At 59.7% G+C, this 17,877-nt stretch carries 16 protein-coding genes; 2 read left to right on the top strand and 14 right to left on the bottom strand.

Annotated elements, in window-relative coordinates; genetic code table 11:
- Positions 1-8: 8 nt before the first annotated feature.
- The 11 genes from nhaA to IMZ29_RS05300 form a co-directional block, all read right to left on the bottom strand.
- Positions 9-1,874: a Na+/H+ antiporter NhaA gene (gene nhaA, locus IMZ29_RS05350; RefSeq protein WP_029885974.1), complete on the bottom strand. Its 1,866-nt coding sequence runs from the start codon at positions 1,872-1,874 to the stop codon at positions 9-11.
- Between the two features lie 56 nt (positions 1,875-1,930).
- Complete coding sequence (locus tag IMZ29_RS05345) at positions 1,931-3,244, bottom strand: replication-associated recombination protein A (RefSeq protein WP_006402503.1); 1,314 nt, start codon at positions 3,242-3,244, stop codon at positions 1,931-1,933.
- 51 nt (positions 3,245-3,295) lie between these two features.
- Positions 3,296-4,603 carry an NAD(P)/FAD-dependent oxidoreductase gene (locus tag IMZ29_RS05340; RefSeq protein ID WP_023103888.1) on the bottom strand — a complete coding sequence of 436 codons (1,308 nt, stop codon included), beginning with the start codon at positions 4,601-4,603 and terminating at the stop codon, positions 3,296-3,298.
- An 18-nt stretch (positions 4,604-4,621) separates the two neighbouring features.
- Positions 4,622-5,452, bottom strand: coding sequence for an S-formylglutathione hydrolase (fghA, locus tag IMZ29_RS05335; RefSeq protein WP_023103887.1), 831 nt, complete (start codon positions 5,450-5,452; stop codon positions 4,622-4,624).
- 58 nt (positions 5,453-5,510) lie between these two features.
- The gene (locus IMZ29_RS05330) at positions 5,511-6,845 is read right to left on the bottom strand and encodes a DUF3422 family protein (protein ID WP_023435206.1); all 1,335 of its coding nucleotides are present in this window, start codon (positions 6,843-6,845) and stop codon (positions 5,511-5,513) included.
- Between the two features lie 182 nt (positions 6,846-7,027).
- Positions 7,028-7,426: a VOC family protein gene (locus tag IMZ29_RS05325; RefSeq protein WP_023435205.1), complete on the bottom strand. Its 399-nt coding sequence runs from the start codon at positions 7,424-7,426 to the stop codon at positions 7,028-7,030.
- 43 nt (positions 7,427-7,469) lie between these two features.
- Positions 7,470-8,579 carry an S-(hydroxymethyl)glutathione dehydrogenase/class III alcohol dehydrogenase gene (locus IMZ29_RS05320; RefSeq protein ID WP_023435204.1) on the bottom strand — a complete coding sequence of 370 codons (1,110 nt, stop codon included), beginning with the start codon at positions 8,577-8,579 and terminating at the stop codon, positions 7,470-7,472.
- A gap of 59 nt (positions 8,580-8,638) precedes the next feature.
- Positions 8,639-8,914, bottom strand: a complete 276-nt coding sequence (gene frmR, locus IMZ29_RS05315; protein WP_007182548.1) for a formaldehyde-responsive transcriptional repressor FrmR — start codon at positions 8,912-8,914, stop codon at positions 8,639-8,641.
- Positions 8,915-9,196: 282 nt separating this feature from the next.
- Positions 9,197-10,087, bottom strand: a complete 891-nt coding sequence (locus tag IMZ29_RS05310; protein WP_006402492.1) for a carbon-nitrogen hydrolase family protein — start codon at positions 10,085-10,087, stop codon at positions 9,197-9,199.
- Entirely contained in the window at positions 10,084-10,692 is a 609-nt protein-coding gene (locus IMZ29_RS05305; RefSeq protein ID WP_023435203.1) for a GNAT family acetyltransferase, read from the bottom strand. The genes IMZ29_RS05310 and IMZ29_RS05305 overlap by 4 nt, the downstream gene beginning before the upstream one ends.
- 1 nt (position 10,693) lies before the next feature.
- The gene (locus tag IMZ29_RS05300; protein ID WP_023435202.1) at positions 10,694-11,101 is read right to left on the bottom strand and encodes a ketosteroid isomerase-related protein; all 408 of its coding nucleotides are present in this window, start codon (positions 11,099-11,101) and stop codon (positions 10,694-10,696) included.
- Between the two features lie 154 nt (positions 11,102-11,255).
- Here IMZ29_RS05300 and IMZ29_RS05295 point away from each other — a divergent pair, with 154 nt between their 5' ends.
- Positions 11,256-12,161 (top strand): LysR family transcriptional regulator, encoded by a 906-nt coding sequence (locus tag IMZ29_RS05295; protein ID WP_023435201.1) that lies wholly within the window; start codon positions 11,256-11,258, stop codon positions 12,159-12,161.
- Positions 12,162-12,310: 149 nt separating this feature from the next.
- Here IMZ29_RS05295 and uvrB read toward each other — a convergent pair whose 3' ends face one another.
- The 3 genes from uvrB to IMZ29_RS05280 all read right to left on the bottom strand — a co-directional run bounded on the left by uvrB (position 12,311) and on the right by IMZ29_RS05280 (position 16,236).
- Entirely contained in the window at positions 12,311-14,287 is a 1,977-nt protein-coding gene (gene uvrB, locus IMZ29_RS05290; RefSeq protein ID WP_023435200.1) for an excinuclease ABC subunit UvrB, read from the bottom strand.
- Between the two features lie 479 nt (positions 14,288-14,766).
- Positions 14,767-15,917, bottom strand: a protein-coding gene (locus IMZ29_RS05285; protein WP_182275479.1) for an IS3 family transposase whose coding sequence is annotated in 2 segments (ribosomal slippage) — positions 14,767-15,683 and positions 15,683-15,917 — 1,152 coding nt in all. Because the reading frame shifts where the segments join, the coding sequence is not laid out codon by codon here.
- Between the two features lie 22 nt (positions 15,918-15,939).
- Positions 15,940-16,236, bottom strand: a complete 297-nt coding sequence (locus IMZ29_RS05280) for a DUF488 family protein (RefSeq protein ID WP_256445157.1) — start codon at positions 16,234-16,236, stop codon at positions 15,940-15,942.
- 31 nt (positions 16,237-16,267) lie between these two features.
- Between IMZ29_RS05280 and IMZ29_RS05275 the strand changes: the two genes are divergently transcribed.
- On the top strand, positions 16,268-17,248 hold the full coding sequence (locus IMZ29_RS05275) for an IS5 family transposase (RefSeq protein ID WP_064613796.1): 981 nt from the start codon (positions 16,268-16,270) through the stop codon (positions 17,246-17,248).
- Positions 17,249-17,877: the final 629 nt, after the last annotated feature.

The raw sequence follows: 17,877 nt of genomic DNA, 5'->3' as shown, positions 1-17,877 counted from the left end.
CGTCCCGCTCAGGACGGGACTTCCTGAGTTCGGGTGCCGCGGCGGCTAGCTTCGAGCGCTGCGGTGACAGAGCGGGCGTCGTAGCTGCCGCGCAGGCGGCGACCCTCGACGAAGAACGTCGGCGTGGCGTGCGCACCGCTGGCGACCGCACTGGCGAGGTCGCGCTCGACACGCTCGATCACCGCAGGGCTGTCGAGATCCGCGATGAACCGATCGACGTCGAGCCCAAGCTCTGCGGCGTAGCCGATCAGATCCTCGCGCTCCAGCGCGTGCTGACGGGTGAACACGAAGTCCAGCCACGGCCAGAACATCCCCTGATTCGATGCCGCCTCGGACGCACGCGCGGCGATCGGCCCATGCGGGTGGTGCGGCAAGTGGCGCACCACATACCGCAGGTCGTCCCCGAAGTGGGCGCGCAGATCCTCCCAAGAACCGGTAGCGTGCGCACAGTACTCGCACTCGAAGTCCACGTACTCCACCAGCGTGAGCTGCGCGTCCTCTGGCCCGCGAATGTGATCGACCTCGGGATCGACCGGCGGCTCAAGCACCATCGGCAGATCGGCGGTCTCCTCACCCCACCTGCGAGCGGCAACCTTGAAGATGAGCCACCCGAGCAACGTGGCGAGCATCATCGACACGAGCACGCCGACCGTCGCCTGGCGGCCCAGGTCGGAGGTCGTGCCGAACGCGAGCCCGATGATCAGCAGCGACACGGTGAAGCCGATCCCGGACAGCGCCGCCCCACCGAACACGCTCCCCACCCCGACGCCCTCGGGCAGCCGGCCCAGGCCGAGACGGACGGCGACGAGCGTGGTGAGCCCGATGCCCAGGAGCTTGCCGAGCACGAGCCCCGCGATGACGCCCCAGGTCACGGGCGAGCCGAAGGCCTCAGCGAGCAGCCCGCCACGCAGGTCCACCCCGGCGTTCGCCAAGGCGAAGATCGGCACGATCAGCAGCGCCGTCGGCAACCGCAGGAACTCGTGCAATCGCTCGTTCACCGAGATACCCCGGGACAGCCCGCAGTCCACCGCGCGGGCCGATGCGGCACTCGGCGACTGCCAGAAGTCGCGGAACAGTTGTCTTGCCGCAACGACCCCGTGACGTTGCGTCGCATAGGCGGGGATCAGCAGCCCCGCGGCCATCCCGGCGAGGGAGGCATGGATGCCGGAGTACAGGGTTGCGAGCCACAGCACGATCACGATCAGCACATACGGCATTGCCCGCCACTGGCGGGTGCGCCCCAGCCACCACAGCGCAACGAGACTGGCGAGGGCGATCAACAACGGGACGACCCGGATCTCCTCGCTATAGACGATGCCGATGATGGACACGGCGAGGAAGTCATCGACCACGGTCAGGGTGAGCAGGAACACACGCAACTGACCGGACAGCCGCGGACCGACGATCGCCAGGGTGCCCAGCATGAACGCCGTATCGGTGCCGACCACCGCACCCCACCCGTGCAGGCCCTGACCTCCGGCCAGCCCCACGAGCAGGACGTACACCAGAGCGGGAAGCACGACACCCGCGACACCCGCGATCAGGGCGAGACCGGCACGGCTGCGATCCCGGAGCGATCCGTGGGCGAACTCCTGACGCACCTCCAGGCCGATCAGGAAGAAGAAGACGACCATCAGGCCGTCGTTGACCCAGTGATGCAGATCCATGTGCAGGCCCAATGGCCCAAAGTTGAACCCGACGTCCAGGTGCCACAACCCGAAATAGGCATCGGATAGCGGCGAGTTCGCCCACGCCAGCGCCACAACCGTGACGATCACCAGCAGCACCGCCGCCCCGGACTCAGTGCGTAGATAGCGGGCAACTCGACTCCGTCTGATATTCGCAGAGGATTCACCGAGAGAAGCGTCTGGCATGTTCTTATTCTGTAGTTCGTGAGGTAGCGATGGGCCGATTTCGGGGGGGATATCGGTCAAGTGTACGGGCTTAGCGGCGTCGCGTCATCGAGCGAGCGCAGCCAAGTGAGCCTTTCTCCCAGCCTTCGCTCGACGCCCCTGTCCGTTGGCTGGTACCAGCCCGGCCGCGCCACGCCCTCGGGAAAATAGGTTTGCCCAGCGGCATAGCCGTTGGGCTCATCATGCGCGTAGCGGTAGCCTTCGCGATAGCCCATCTGCTTCATCAGCTTCGTCGGCGCATTGCGAAGATGGAGCGGCACAGCCTGGGAGCCGCTGCGCTTGACGAATGCCTTGGCCTGATCCCAGGCGGCATAGGCGGCATTCGACTTGGGGGCCAGAGCGAGGTAAGTCACCGCCTGGGCCAGCGGTATCTCGCCTTCGGGTGAGCCCAGCCTGTCGTAGGCCAGCGCGGCATTGAGTGCCAGTTGCAGCGCCTGCGGGTCGGCATTGCCGATGTCTTCGCTGGCCATCACCACCATGCGGCGGGTCACCTGGCTCACGTCGCCGCTGCCGTCGAGGATGCGGGCCAGCCAATACAGGGCCGCATCGGGGTCGGAGCCCCGTAGCGACTTGTGGAAGGCTGAGAGCTGCCAGTAGAACTCGTCACCGCCCTTGTCGAACCTGCGCAGCGATGGACTCGTGGACAGATTGGCGAACTCGCCATCGACCACGGTCTTGCCCGCGCCCGACGCCGCATTCGTCACCTGCTCAAGCAGATTGAGGAAGCGCCTGCCATCGCCATCGGCAAAGCCCTTTAGCAGGTCCAGCGCGTCCGCGTCCAACTTGACGCCCTGGAGATGCGGCAGTGCGCGTTCGTAGAGCTGGTTCAGTTCGTCGCTGGACAGCGGTTCGAGGGTATAGACCTGCGCGCGCGAGAGCAGTGCGGAATTGACCGCCAACCCCGGATGCTCGGTCGTCCCCCCCACCAGGGTCAGGAGCCCCGACTCGACATGGGGCAGCAGGGCATCCTGCTGCGCCTTGTTGAAGCGATGGATCTCATCGACGAAAAGCACCGTCGATCGACCATGGTTGTCCAGTTCAGCCTGGGCCTCGTCGATGGCTTGCCGGATGTCCTTCACCCCGGCCAGCACGGCCGAGATGGCGATGAATCGGCTGTCGGTCGCACTGGCGGCCAGGCGCCCCAGGGTGGTCTTGCCCACGCCTGGCGGCCCCCAGAGGATGAACGAGTGCAACTTGCCCGCCTCGAACGCGAGACGCAGCGGCTTGCCGGGGCCGAGCAAGTGCCGTTGCCCGACGAATTCATCCAGCGTCTTGGGCCGCAGGAGTTCGGCCAAGGGAGGCTTGGGCTTTGTCGTGAATAGATCGGTCAAGTTGCTCTCCCTGGCATTTCTGATAGTTGACGTTCCGATAAGGTGGGCACCTCAATCCAGAGAGCCGGATTTATCCAACGCTGTGGGCTCTTTGTCGGCAATCGCATGCATGATGATGCGAGAGCCGCGGTAGCCGATGCTGTGGTTCCATACCCAGCTCAAAGCGACGCTGAGACGATTTCGCGTACCGATCAGAAAGTAGATATGCGCGAGCTTCCAGATCCACCACGCAAAGGCACCACGCAGCTTAACCCGCCCCATGTCAATCACGGCCAGGCTGCGGCCGATGGTGGCCAGGTTCCCCTGATGCCGGTATATGAAAGGCCCGTCAGCGGACTTGCCTTTCAAACGCCGTCCAATGAGGTTGGCGACGTACTTCCCTTGCTGTTTGGCGGCCGGGGCGATGCCCGGTACGGGCTTCCCGTCGGCCATAGTGCACGAGGCGGTATCGCCGATGGCGAAGACCTCCGGGCGACCAGCCACCGTCAGGTCGGGACCAACGACCACTCGACCCGCACGATCAGACGCAGCACCCAACCAGCGAGCCGCGGGAGACGCCTTGACCCCTGCGGCCCAGACGATGGTCTTGGCCGAAAGGGGCTTGCCGCCATACACCACGCCGTCGGCCGAGCATTCGGTGACCGGCGTACCCAGCACGACCTCGACCCCGAGCTTTTCGAGTGCCTGGCGCGTATAGGCCGAAAGATCCTCTGGAAAGACCGACAACAGACGCGGGCCCGCCTCGATCAGTACAACCCGGGACGTGCTCGGGTCAATAGAGCGGAAGTCACGCGCCAGCGTGTCTCGTGCAAGCTCGGCGATGGTCCCGGCCAATTCAACCCCGGTGGGACCACCACCGATGATGACGAACGTCTGCAGCGCGGCACGCTGCTGAGGATCGCTCGTGAGCTCGGCCTCCTCGAAAGCCGCGAGGATTCGGCCCCGAATGGCCGTGGCATCTTCCAGCGTCTTCAACCCCGGCGCAAAAGCCCCCCATTCGTCGTGTCCGAAATAGGCATGGGTAGCGCCTGTCGCGAGTACGAGCGTGTCGTAGGTTTGGCGTGAGCCATTGTTGAGAATGACCTGACGCGCGTCCTGGTCGATGCCTTCCACTTCCGCCATCAAGGTGTTCACTTCCGGGCGATTGCGGAAGAGATAGCGAATAGGCCATGCGATCTCGGATGTCGAAAGTGACGCCCCTGCAACCTGGTAAAGCAAGGGTTGGAACAGGTGATGATTGCGCCGATCGATGATCGTCACATCGACCTCGGCACCAGCAAGCTCGTTGGCAACCTCGATCCCGCCGAAGCCCGCTCCGATAATGACGACGTGATGTCGGTTTTTGGAGGTCTTTGTCATAACCTGATCTCATCTCTCTCAGCGTTTCAGCGCCGATGCGTGGTATGCCATATGCTCGCCAATGAAACTGGCAATGAAGTAGTAGCTGTGGTCGTAGCCAGGGCGCAGATTCAACGTGAGCGGGTGCCCCGTCTCGTCGCAGGCTTTGCGCAGCAGATCGGGCTGAAGCTGACTCTCCAGGAACTCGTCGCCCAAGCCCTGATCCACCAGCAGCGGCAGACGCTCCTGCACGGTGCGAATCAGCTCCACGGTGTCGTACTGCTTCCACGCCTCCCGGTCGCTGCCCAGGTACGCCTCGAAGGCCTTGTGTCCCCAGGGAACCTGGGTGGGCGCGACGATGGGCGAGAAGGCCGAGACGCTTCGATAACGGCCCGGGTTGCGCAGGGCGATGACCAGGGCGCCATGCCCGCCCATGGAATGGCCGCTGATGCTCCGCTCCGCCGTCACGGGAAAGTGGGCCTCGATCAGCGCCGGTAGTTCCTGCACCACGTAGTCATACATCCGATGATTCGCAGCCCAGGGTTCCTGCGTGGCGTTGACGTAGAAACCCGCCCCCTGTCCGAGGTCATAGGCGGGATCGTCGGCAACGCCTTCGCCGCGTGCGCTGGTATCGGGCGCGACGACGGCAATGCCATGTTCGGCTGCGTAGCGCTGGACGGCGGACTTGGTGATGAAGTTCTGCTCGGTGCAGGTGAGGCCTGAAAGCCAGTACAGCACCGGCACCTTGCTGTGCTGTGCCTGCGGAGGCAGATAGACGCCGACCTTCATCGTGCAACCGAGCGTCGTGGATTCATGCTGATAAACGTCCTGCCAACCATCAAAGCTGGCGTGATGTTCGATGCGTTCCATGGTGTTCTCCTATGTTCAAAGGAACGGCGCAGCTCTCGCGCACCAGGACGGCAGCTCTTCAGGAAGATTTCTCTTCCGCTGCCGTGTCACCGTGGGCGTGTCTGATCCTGCGCACGATCCACCAGATCGTCAGCATCACCGCAGGCACCAGAACCGCCATCACCGGCGCCACGCTGTCGTGAACCATCGGAATGCCCTTGAGTAAATAGCCGAGAAGACTCACGACGTAATAAGAAATTGCCGCGACCGACAGGCCTTCGACGGTTTGCTGAAGGCGCAATTGCATCTTGGCCCGGTTGTTCATCGACGCAAGCAGATCGCGGTTCTGGCGTTCAAGCTCGACGTCGATCCAGGAACGCAGCAACGCGATGGCCCGGGTCAGCTTGTCGGAGAGCTTGGTCTGGCGCTCCTTTACGGATTGGCATGTCCGCATGGCGGGAGCGATGCGACGCTGCAGGAAATCCGCCCAGGTGAAGTACCCGGATACGGCTTCTTCCGAAAGCGCTGCCAGCCTTTCCTCGACGATCTCGTAGTAGGCACGGCTGGCGCCGAAGCGATAGAGATTCGCCGCAACGCCAGCTTCCAGCTCGGCAGCCAGGGCGGTCAATTCGGACAGCAGCACGTCGCTGTCGCGCCGTTCCACCAAGCTCGTACACATCTCGTCGGTGATCGCCGCAAGGCGCGACTCCATGCGCCGCAGCTCCGACGTCATCGACCGCGTCAACGGCAAGGACAGCAACGCCAAGGTGCGGTAAGTCTCGATCTCCAGCAGACGTTGAGCCAGCGCACCCGCCCGCGCCGGGGTCAAATCGCGGGCCAGGACGAGCATCTGCGTCAGGCCATCCTCATCCTGTCGAAAGTCGGTCAGGATGGCGGCAGAGCCGTTCTCCACCAGCGAGTAGCACAGGCTGGCAGGATCGAAGCGATCGACCTCCTTCTCCGTTTCCGGCGTCCACGGAAGAAGTCTCAAACGGATGCCGGATACGACCGGGCCGGGAGGAACAAATCCATGCTTGAACGGATTTTCGCCGCACGGCTCTCCCGTCTCGGAATCCAGCGAAGCGCACCATAGATACGTCGAGAACTCGGTGTGCTTTTCGCAGTGCAGGTCTCCTTCATCCCATGTCACGCCGTGAAGCGGCGTAGCATGGTCGGGTTCGGCAACGCCGAAGCGATGAGACAACTCACTCATCGCCATCTGATCCCTGGCCTGATCGCCTTCGGTAATGAAAGCGAGCTGCAATATGCTGCGGGGGGCCTGAATCAACAGATGCGGGCGCGCATGCACTTCACCCACGGCCGCAGCACGATCGGCATAGGCCGGCATGCCGTACACGGTGGCGGTCGGGGCGGGTTGTACGGTCGTCGTATTGATGTTGGCCGGCTCTTGCATAACGACCTCATTTCTCATTGGTTGAAAAACACGCTTCAAAGCAAATGCCCGCAGCCATGCGTTTCGCACATGGCTGCGGGCCGATCTTCATGAGCGGGCACCGCTCTACACGGTCCGTCCAATAGGCTCGCCGTGTAGAGGCTTGTGCTGGCCTTTTCAGAACGCCCTCAGCTTCCTGGCTTTCAGACGAAGGTGTACGCGCAAACCTTGTTGCCCGCCGGATCACGCAGGTAGGCCGCATAGGCACCCGGCAGGTGGCCACGCGGGCCGGGCTGGCCCTCGTCGGTGCCGCCTGCGGCAAGGCCGGCGGCGTGGAAGGCGTCCACTTCGGCGGGAGTGGCGGCCGCAAAGCCGACCGTCACGCCGTTGCCGGAAGGCGCTTCACCATTGCCCGGACGAGCGATGATGAAAGCCGGCTTTTCGCGACCGAAAAGCACCCATCCGTTGCCGAAAGGACCGAGGTTCTTGATGCCGAGAGCACCCAGAGCGGCGTCATAGAACGCGGTCGACTTCTGGAGGTCGGCGGCGCCGACGAAGACGTGCGAGAAGATACCGTCGCCGGAAATGACAGGATTGGACATGGTTAATTTCCTTGGTGGTTGGTGTTGAATGGATAGTGGGTGATCAGTAGTGGATCACCGTGCGAATCGACTTGCCTTCATGCATCAGGTCGAAGGCCTTGTTGATGTCGTCGAGGCCCATGGTGTGGGTGACGAACGGGGCGAGATCGATCTCGCCTTTCATTGCGTCTTCCACCATGCCGGGAAGCTGAGTGCGGCCCTTGACCCCACCGAAAGCCGAACCCTTCCAGGTGCGACCGGTGACCAACTGGAACGGGCGGGTCGAAATTTCCTTGCCAGCACCAGCCACGCCGATGACGATCGACTGGCCCCAGCCGCGGTGGGCAGCTTCCAGAGCCGAACGCATCACGTCGACGTTGCCGATGCACTCGAAGGTGTGATCGACACCCCAGCCGGTCATCTCGATCAGAACCTCGTGAATCGGCTTGTCGAAGTCCTTCGGGTTGAGACATTCGGTCGCGCCGAAGGTACGAGCCAGTTCGAACTTCGCCGGATTGGTATCGATGGCGATGATGCGGCCCGCTTTGGCCTGGCGTGCACCTTGAATCGCAGCGAGACCGATGCCGCCGAGGCCGAAGATGGCCACCGAGTCGCCGGGCTGTACCTTGGCCGTGTTGTGCACGGCGCCGATGCCGGTGGTCACGCCGCAGCCCAGCAGGCAGACGTGCTCGGGATTGGCGTCCGGGTTGATCTTGGCCAGCGAGACTTCGGCGACGACCGTGTATTCGCTGAAGGTCGAGCAGCCCATGTAGTGGTAAAGCGGCTGACCGTTGTACGAGAAGCGAGTCGTACCATCGGGCATCAGCCCCTTACCCTGGGTTGCACGAACCGCGACACACAGGTTGGTCTTGCCGGACTTGCAGAACAGGCACTCGCCGCACTCGGCGGTATAGAGGGGAATGACGTGATCGCCAGGCTTCACGCTGGTCACACCTTCACCCACCTCCACGACGATACCCGCACCTTCATGACCCAGCACGACCGGGAAGAGACCTTCGGGGTCGTCGCCCGACAGGGTGAAGGCGTCGGTATGACAAACGCCGGTGTTCGTGATCTTGATGAGCACCTCGCCCTTGCGCGGCGGCTCGACGTCGATCTCGACGATTTCTAGCGGCTTTCCTGGCCCAAAGGCAACTGCTGCACGTGATTTCATGATGTCGCTTCCTTTACTAGCTAACTAAATTTGCCCTCACCGAGGGCACCCTGGTGCCTCTACCGCAGATAGGAGCGGACGATAGAGATGGTCTCGTCAATGGACTTGTTCTGCGAATCGCTCCTGATTTCGCTACTGGGAAACTCTTCCCGCAGATAGCTCTCCAGAACGGTTGCCATCAATCCGTTGACTGCCCCACGAACGGCCGCAAGCTGCTGAAGAATTGCAGGACATTCCGCACCTGCATCAAGCGCTTGCTCAAGAGTCGCTACCTGACCTTTGATGCGCCTGATGCGCGTCAGTGCTTGCTTCTTTTCTTCCGGGCTGTGTGGCATCGAACACCTCTCTACTTGGGTACATCGCCGCATTATACAATACTCCCCCATAGTATATGCGGCCGAACTTCGCCACAAATTCTGTGCTCTTCGAGCACTCTTACAGGCTAGTACAGATTTGTTCCCAAGAAGCGCAAAACATTCAAATCAATGAATATTTTTTGCATGTATCGACAGCATCGGGGCAAGTTCAAAACTGGTCAAACTGGAAAAATCTATGTGCAGATAGACATGGCCTATGTACACGGATTCATCGAGCTGAAGCTATCAAGATGACCCCGGCTAGGCGACCTTACGACCCGAGTACCGAGCATTCCGCAGTGCAGGCAACATCTGACCGTCCCAGTCGCGATCGACTGCAACCTGGGCCTGTTCTTGGTTTCGTTCGAGCGCATCTACGTCAAGATCAGCGATCGCCCATGTCTGCGTGCCGCAAGTCGTCGCGAGAATGCCATCCTCCGGGAATCCACGATCCATTGGTGCGTAGATCGTGGCCTCGCCAGTGTTCGTGTCCAGCGCCGGACTCCAGTCGGCAGTTCCAGTCGTCACGGCCTGCGCGATGAACATTCGGTTCTCCAGTGCCCGCGCCATGCAGCCCACACGGACCCGGGTTGCACCTGCTCGGGTGTCGGTACAGCTCGGGACCAGCAGCAGGCGCGCCCCCGCCTCTCGCTGGGCTCGCACGGGCAATGGAAACTCACTGTCGTAGCAGACAGCGATGCCGGCACGCACGCCTTTCAGATCGAACACCTTGAGTTCGTCGCCACCCTCGATGACGCCGGTGTCTTTCTCGAACCCCGTTAACTGCAATTTGTCCTGGTAGTCGCGTGTACCGTCAGGCGCAAACCACCAAGCCCGGTTGCGATAGCGGTTCAGTCCAACCTGGGTCAAAAACGTACCGGCCTGAATGGTCATGCATAACTCGCGCGACAAGTCGGCATACAGTGCCAGCCACGGAGACTGCAAGGCCTGCAGCGCGGCCAGAGAGGCGTTGAAATCATGGCGAATGCTCGGCTCGCACGTTGCAGCCAGTTCGAGGGATAGATACTCGGGCAACACGGCCAGTTCCGCCCCGCCACGACGCGCCTCCTCCAGAACCAGTCGCTGCCGCGCAGCAAATGCCTCGAAGTCCGTGGGCTGGCCCACTGCGTATTTCGCAACTGCCACTTTCATTTCGCGTTCTCCAGGGAGTGCAGCCACATCGTGAGCGTCTGCTCGGTTTCGCTTGGCTCACCCACCTGCTTCCAGGGCAGCGTAACCTTCATGTCCGACTGCCGCACGTAGCCACGACGGGTCCAGAAGGGATCATTACTGCGGTAGTTGGAAGGACGCCGAGGATCGTCGTCTGCTCGATCCACCGACGCAAACGATGTCCACTGCATGCCGCCCAACGAACGAGCATGCGCTTCGCGTTCGTCAAAGAAGCGGTGGCCCAGGCCAAGCCCCCGGAAGGCCGGGAGCAGGACTGATTCGCCGCAGTAAAACACTGCCTCCATCGGGACTCCTCGATCGGCGAACGGCACCTGGAAGGCCGGCTCTGCATCGCCGAGAGGCAACCCCGTGGACGCACCCACGACCAGGTCATCAGCGAGCGCGAGCACCAGCAGGCTGTCTGCCGAACGAGCGTACATGGAAAGGTAGTGCTTCTCGTATTCGATGTCGCCCTCGTACAGGTATGGAAAGCTGCGGAAGACCTTCGCCCGCAGATGTGCCACGGTGTCGAACCATTCGGCAATGTCCGATCCACGACGAACCAGCACCTGCACGTCGCTGGTCATTTCAGGCATCCCCTCCGACCTGTGCGATCCAGTCGCCGAGGTTGTAGTAGTTGGTGACACGAGCGATCTTGCCATCGCGGATGTCGAAGAACGCGCCACCCGGCAGCACGTAGCGCTGGCCCTGTGCTTCCGGCAGTCCGTCGTCCGTCACTTTGTATTCGCCATGCACCACATACTCCGCGCCTGCGCGCAGGCCGTCGGCGCTGACCATCACCACGATGCCGCGCAGTTGCTCGCCATAGCAGCGATCCATGCGCCGCAGGAAGGCGCGGAAGGCTTCGCGACCGACCTCACGAGCGCCTTGGTTCAAGTCGTGCGCAACGTCATCGGTCAACATGGACAGCATGGCCTCGCGATCGCCGCGGTTGAAGGCGTCGTAGTAGGCGGTGATGAGAGTCGCAGCGTTCATTCGCGTTCCTTGTTGGGTTGTTAGGCGCGGAGCATTCGGGGGTGTTGCCAGTTTGGGCAACCGCGCCTCCCTTGTATATGGAATTGTTGCGATTTTATAATTCCACTATCTGGAACAATTAACGAGCAGCGAAACTGGCCATGAGGTGTTCGTCATGAACAAGGAAATGGAACTACTGCGCATCTTTCGGGTGGCGGCCGAAAGCAGCAGTTTTCGCGATGCGGCCGTCCGGCTGGGGACTTCTCCGCAAGGTGTCACCCGTGCCATCCAGCAACTGGAGCAACACTACGGCGAGGTGTTGTTTCATCGAAGCACACGCCAGGTGCGCATCACCGCCTTCGGCGAAGGGCTGTTAGACCAGGTGCGCCCGGCATTGGAGCGGTTCGAGGATCTATGGCGGACGCCTGGGTCCGACCAGCAGGCATCCCTGTCCGGCACGGTTCGCATCACCGCACCGCACAGTTTGGGCACCAGAGCGGTGCTGCCTGCACTGGAACGCGTGGCCGCGCGTCATCCTGGTATCACTCTGGATGTGCGCCTGTCCGATCGCATCAGCAACACGGTTGACGAAGGGATTGACGTTGGGATCAGGGTCGGATTCATGCGCGATAGCCGCTTCGTCGCGCGCAAGGCGGCCGACATGAGACTCCCAATCGTTGCCGCTCCGCGCCTGATCAAGAAAGTGGGTGTACCTGAAAACATCGATGCGCTAAGCAGCCTGCCGGTCACCGTGGCCTTGGATATCAATACCGGCCGCCCCTGGCCTTGGCACTTCAAGGCGGGACGCCAGTGGACACCCACCGCTCCCACCCTCGTCGCCGACAACGCCGACATGGAAATGGGGGCAGCGTTGGCCGGAATCGCGTTCGCGCAACTGGCGGACTACATGGCTGCCCCCTACATTGCCAGCGGGAAGCTCGTGCGAGTGCTGGAGACCGAAGAACCTCCGGCATGGGGGTTGTACGTCTATCGGCCTCAGCGTGGCCCCATTCCGGGAAGGGTTCGAGCGGTATTTGATGAAATGCTGGTCGCCGTTGGATCGTTGCCAGCTTTGCGCTGACACGCCGCAAGACGCTGTAGGACACCTGCCTTGGAAAGCGGGGCACTGAGCCTCGGCGGTTCACCCCTCCGTTTGAATGATGAGCCGACCGTCTGCCCCTTGCGCCAAGTGCAGATCGGTCGGCCATGCAATCCAATGCCGGCGAACGATTAGATATAAATAAATTGCCGGTACAACCCATCCAACTGATGACGGATATCTTCCACGCGCTGCTCGTCGCCAGTATCAGTAAATTCGAGCAACTGTTGCTCCTTGGCAGTAATTTGGTCGCAAAGGTCGGACAAATTCTCGCAAAAAGCCTCGGTATGAACTGTGGGCTCCTCCGTACTCGTCTCTTCTCCTGCTAGTTTTCGCACAGAGGAGACCGGAGAAATTCCATTTTCTTCGTTAAAGGCAATTTGAAGCTGCCTGCGCCTATTTGTCTCATCGATCGCCTGTTTCATCGCCGGAGTCGTCACGTCGGCGTACAAGATCGCCTTTCCGTTTTCATTCCGAGCAACTCGACCTATCATCTGAATGAGTGCCTGGGCCGACCGCAGGAAGCCTGCCCGATCCGCATCGAGAATAGCAACCAATGATGCCTCGGGAATATCCAGCCCTTCGCGCAAAAGGCTAATCCCAATCAAAACATCGAACTCTCCTGCGCGCAGGCCATTGATGATCTCAACACGATCCTCCGCTTTTATGTCCGAATGCATGTAGCGCGCTCGAATCCCATGGTCCGTCAAGAAATCCGTTAGCTCTTCTGCACTGACCTTCGTCAGCGTGGTCACGAGCACGCGATTTTTCTTCTTCACGCACTTCGATATTTCAGCAAGCAGATCATCTATGTACCCATCCGATTTGCGCACCTCAACCTCGGGATCAAGCAGTCCCGTCGGCCTGATAACCTGTTCGACAACCCTGTCTTTCGACACCTTCAACTCGTAGTCACCCGGCGTCGCGGAAACGAAGATGGTCTGTGGCTTGACCTTCTCGAATTCACCAAAGTTCAACGGGCGATTGTTCTTAGACGAAGGCAAGCGGAACCCGTAATCTATCAACGTCTCCTTGCGCGCCTGATCCCCCCGGTACATTGCGGATATCTGTGGCACCATGACGTGGGATTCATCGACGAACAGAAGCCCATCTTTCGGCAGGTAATCCAGCAATGTGATCGGAGGCGAGGCCGGGTCCCGGTCGCTGAAGTAGCAGGAATAATTCTCCATCCCCGAACAATAGCCTACCTCGCGCATCATCTCCACGTCATGCGTGATCCGCTCGTACAGCCTGTTTGCCTCGACCAAGCGATTATTTCTGTTAAGCTCGGCAACCCGCTCTTCCATATCAGCGAGTATCTTCTTGGACGCGGAATCTATTTTATTCGTGGGCGGTGCAAAAAGCGTCTTTGGCGAAACCAAGTAATGGTCAATTGCCCCCAGCGTTTTACCTGTAACAGGGTCTAGCCATTGAACAGACGCAACAGAGTCATCCAGCAGTTCCACCCGAACTGCCCTATGCTCGGAATCAGCAGGAAAGATATCGATCACATCACCTTGCACCCGAAACGTTGCACGTTTGAGAGTGCGCTCAGTGCGATCATATTGCAGCAGAGCCAAGCGACGAATCAGCTCTCTCTGGTTTATTTTGACGCCAGGGGACAGAGCGATCTGTAACGCTCGGTACGCATCCGGGTCACCCAGGCCGTAGATTGAAGACACCGAAGCGACGACGATCACATCGCGGCGCTCAATCAAGGATTTGGTCGTGGACAGGCGTAGGCGCTCAAGGTGGTCGTTGATGGCCGAGTCCTTTGGAATGAAACGATCGGTGCCCGGCATATAGATCTCGGGCTGAAAATAATCGTAGTAGGAAACGAAGTACTCGACAGCATTCTCGGGAAAGAAGTGCTTCATTTCACCATAAAGCTGCGCGGTCAACGTCTTGTTAGGAGCCAAGATCAATGTGGGCCGCTTCAGACGATGAATCACATTCGCCATCGTAAAGGTCTTACCTGAGCCGGTGATACCTTTCAGCGTCTGGTGTGTCGCACCTTCTTCTATGTCCGACAGTAGGCGCGCTATCGCCTCTGGCTGGTCCCCCGCCGGCGTATAGCTGGAGTGCAGAATGAACGTACCGGTTGACATTAGATATCTCCTAATTGAGCTACTTCAATTTGTCCTGATGTATCGGCTATTTCAGAAGACCTATAGCAGTACCAAACTGGGGTGTAAATGACGGCGATCCTGCCGCGCCCCACCTGGGCGCAGGCGTCGCCAACATGATAGCCCAACACATGGGCGGGCTTCCCAGTGCATATCCGCCGATCGCCACGACGTCAGCCAGCGGCCCGTCTGCCAATGCACCTGGAGCCACTCGCCTCGTTGAGCGCCGACATCGAGCCGTGGCGGGCGAGGTTGCTCTGTACGCCCAATGTGTGGCGCCGGCTCCCGCCGATACGCGCCTTTGTCTCTCTCAGCCCTCCAGACGAGGCGTTGGAAACGTGGAGCTACGTCGCCCCTCTAAAGATGCACGATCTCAACATTCGGCCATTTGCCTGCAAGGTACTCGGCCACTAGCCTCCGATGGCAGTGATGGGGCTTGTCTTTGAATCGCCCCTGGTTTCCTAGACACTCTCCAAGCTCAGGAAATAGCGTTTCTCATATTCTATTGGAGACAGCTGCATAGCACTGCTGTGTCGGCGTTTAGGGTTATAGAACATTTCGATGTAATCGAAAATATCACTTCGGGCTTCTTCACGGGTTGTGTAGATCTTTCGTCGGATTCGCTCCCGCTTCAAAAGCTGGAAAAAGCTCTCGGCTACGGCATTGTCGTGGCAGTTTCCCCGCCGGCTCATGCTGCTGATTACATTGTTAGCCTTCAAGAAGCTTTGCCAATCTGAGCTACTGAACTGACTACCTTGATCTGAGTGAATCATCACTTGCTGCTGTGGCTTGCGTCGCCACACAGCCATCAACATTGCGTCGATAGCCAGGTCGCTGCACATCCTTGGCTTCATTGACCAACCAATTACTTGGCGTGAGAACAGATCCAGCACTACCGCCAGATAGAGCCATCCTTCATAGGTGCGGATGTAAGTGATATCTGTCACCCAGACCTTGTTCGGCTCACTGACCTTGAACTGCCGCGCGAGGTGGTTGGGCGAGGCCACTGTTGGTTTTCCACCGTAAAACCCTGGACGCCGCCGATAGCCCGTTTGCGAACGCAGCCCCTCCGCCTGCATCAAGCGCCCGACTCGATTTCGTCCGCATTCCTCTCCCAGCTCACGTAGGTCATCGTGAATTTTGCGGTAGCCGTATACACCTCCGCTTTCTAGCCAAGCGTGTTTGATCAAGCCAAGCAGACGTTGATCTTCTTTTGCTCGGGCAGATTGAGGCTCGGCCAGCCAGGCGTAGTAGCCGCTGGGGTGCACCTTGAGGGTTTGGCAAAGGCGCCGCACCGGGTAATCAGTCGAGTGCTTCTTGATGAAGGCGTACTTCAGCCGCACTCCTTGGCAAAGTACGCGGCGGCCTTTTTTAAGATGTCTCGCTCTTCCGTCACGCGCTTGAGTTCAGCGCGCAGCTTGCGCAGTTCGGCCTGCTGATCGTCGTCTTGCTGACGCTGCTCTTGGGGCTTGCTGTAGACCTTGATCCAGGCGTAAAGGCTATGCACGGACACGCCCAGGCGCTGGGCGACATCGGCGACGGGTTTGCCTTTCTCGGTCACTTGCTTGACCGCTTCGATCTTGAATTCTTCGGGGTAACGCTGACGACTCATGGCACCTCCTATTTGGGCCTCATTATGAGGCTTGGAGGTGTCTACGAAACCAGGGGCGATTCACTTCGCTGCAAAGCAGGCAACTGTTATCAATCTTTTCTTTATCGATTGACTCAATCTTTCGGGACGACATTAAATCCAGAAATTTCCTGGCGTAGATATCCCAATCTCCCCCTTTTATTTTATATTCCTCGAACATGTCTTTGGTTGGAGCAAGTGCTGGTAGATGTTCATATTCCATCCCGCACAACGCCTCGGAAAAATATCGAAGATCCTCGCGTTTAGGGAAATCCTGAAAAAGACTTCCTGATTTTGGCAAAATACCCGGACTCCACCCGCCGAGTTTTCCGATGAAGCAAATGACCTTCGCCGACGCCGAGTACGCCGGCAAGCGCAAGCAGACCCGCAAAGAGCTGTTCCTGATCGAGATGGATCAGGTGGTGCCGTGGAAGGGGTTGATTGCCCTGATCGAGCCGCACTACCCGAAGGGTGAAGGCGGTCGTCCGGCGTATCCGTTGATGGCGATGCTGCGCATACATCTGATGCAGAATTGGTTTGGCTACAGCGATCCGGCGATGGAGGAAGCGCTGTACGAGACCACCATCCTGCGCCAGTTCGCCGGGTTGAGCCTGGAACGCATTCCTGATGAAACCACCATCCTCAACTTCCGTCGCCTGCTGGAAAAACATGAACTGGCGGCCGGCATCCTCGGTGTGATCAACGGTTACCTGGGTGATCGTGGTCTGTCGCTGCGCCAGGGCACCATCGTCGATGCCACACTGATCCATGCGCCGAGTTCGACCAAGAACAAGGACGGCAAGCGCGACCCGGAAATGCACCAGACCAAGAAAGGCCAGCAGTTCTACTTCGGCATGAAGGCGCACATCGGCGTGGATGACGAGTCGGGCCTGGTGCACAGCGTGGTGGGTACGGCGGCCAACGTTGCGGACGTTACTCAGGTCGACAAGTTGCTGCATGGCGACGAGAACGTGGTTTGTACGGACGCGGGCTACACCGGCGTTGAGAAACGTCCAGAGCATGTCGATCGTAAGGTTATCTGGCAGGTGGCGGCACGCCGCAGCACCTACAAGAAACTCGATAAGCGCAGCGCGTTGTACAAGGCCAAGCGCAAGATCGAGAAGGCCAAGGCCCAGGTGCGCGCCAAGGTCGAGCATCCATTTCGCGTGATCAAGCGGCAGTTTGGCTACACCAAGGTGCGTTTCCGGGGGCTGGTGAAGAACACCGCGCAACTGGTGACGCTGTTCGCCCTGTCGAACCTATGGATGGCACGCCGACATTTACTGACGAATGCAGGAGAGGTGCGCTTGTAATGCAGAAAATGGCGCGGCGAGGTGCTCGCTGGGGCCAGAAACACCGAAATAAGCGGGCGATTTGATCGTTTTTTGATCGGTTTACCGCTTTCAAAATCAGCGTAGGCTGAAGTCAGTCAGAAATACAGGGCTATTTCAGACCATCCTTAGCGAAGCCGGCCAATTGCGAAACATTATTCAGGCGAACATCGACAAGGCGCTTGGCACCAGAAGCACTTAACTTGGTGAAGAAGGACCGCGCGGAGGTCTTAGTGAATCCAATCGTGAATATCTTCATCTGCCTCATTCCCCTCGTTCCTTCATCCATAAATGGCTGTTATTGAGCTACCGCCAGGCATGTCCGTCAATCGCAGCTAAGGAAACGCTGGGGGCATGGTGTACTAGCTGCGCCACAACGGCCACGGCAGGCTCCATTCTCTCGCCGCTTCAACGACTCGCGGCCACGACCCGAACAGCTCAAGAGCTTAGCACCGCCTTTTGCGGTTGCGTGCCTCACCACTCACGCTTACTCCCTTCCAGAACGCGCCAACTGCTAAGCTACATGAGGACGACTCGCCCCACAGCGCGAAGCACCTGTGTTCGCGCTATTGGCTGTCCCGTGCGTTGTGGTGCTGACCGTCGATGACGAG

Origin of the sequence: Verticiella alkaliphila, assembly GCF_018904615.1 — a bacterium.
Lineage (GTDB): Bacteria > Pseudomonadota > Gammaproteobacteria > Burkholderiales > Burkholderiaceae_B > Verticiella > Verticiella alkaliphila.
The sequence above is the reverse complement of the archived record's forward strand: the minus strand, read 5'-3'. Positions and strand labels throughout refer to the sequence as shown.

Bases quoted from the DNA above. Each gene is read 5' to 3' on its own strand.
- nhaA (WP_029885974.1), bottom strand. From the start codon at position 1,874: ATGCCAGACGCTTCTCTCGGTGAATCCTCTGCGAATATCAGACGGAGT.
- IMZ29_RS05340 (WP_023103888.1), bottom strand. From the start codon at position 4,603: ATGACAAAGACCTCCAAAAACCGACATCACGTCGTCATTATCGGAGCG.
- fghA (WP_023103887.1), bottom strand. From the start codon at position 5,452: ATGGAACGCATCGAACATCACGCCAGCTTTGATGGTTGGCAGGACGTT.
- IMZ29_RS05330 (WP_023435206.1), bottom strand. From the start codon at position 6,845: ATGCAAGAGCCGGCCAACATCAATACGACGACCGTACAACCCGCCCCG.
- IMZ29_RS05325 (WP_023435205.1), bottom strand. From the start codon at position 7,426: ATGTCCAATCCTGTCATTTCCGGCGACGGTATCTTCTCGCACGTCTTC.
- IMZ29_RS05320 (WP_023435204.1), bottom strand. From the start codon at position 8,579: ATGAAATCACGTGCAGCAGTTGCCTTTGGGCCAGGAAAGCCGCTAGAA.
- frmR (WP_007182548.1), bottom strand. From the start codon at position 8,914: ATGCCACACAGCCCGGAAGAAAAGAAGCAAGCACTGACGCGCATCAGG.
- IMZ29_RS05310 (WP_006402492.1), bottom strand. From the start codon at position 10,087: ATGAAAGTGGCAGTTGCGAAATACGCAGTGGGCCAGCCCACGGACTTC.
- IMZ29_RS05305 (WP_023435203.1), bottom strand. From the start codon at position 10,692: ATGACCAGCGACGTGCAGGTGCTGGTTCGTCGTGGATCGGACATTGCC.
- IMZ29_RS05300 (WP_023435202.1), bottom strand. From the start codon at position 11,101: ATGAACGCTGCGACTCTCATCACCGCCTACTACGACGCCTTCAACCGC.
- IMZ29_RS05295 (WP_023435201.1), top strand. From the start codon at position 11,256: ATGAACAAGGAAATGGAACTACTGCGCATCTTTCGGGTGGCGGCCGAA.
- uvrB (WP_023435200.1), bottom strand. From the start codon at position 14,287: ATGTCAACCGGTACGTTCATTCTGCACTCCAGCTATACGCCGGCGGGG.
- IMZ29_RS05275 (WP_064613796.1), top strand. From the start codon at position 16,268: ATGAAGCAAATGACCTTCGCCGACGCCGAGTACGCCGGCAAGCGCAAG.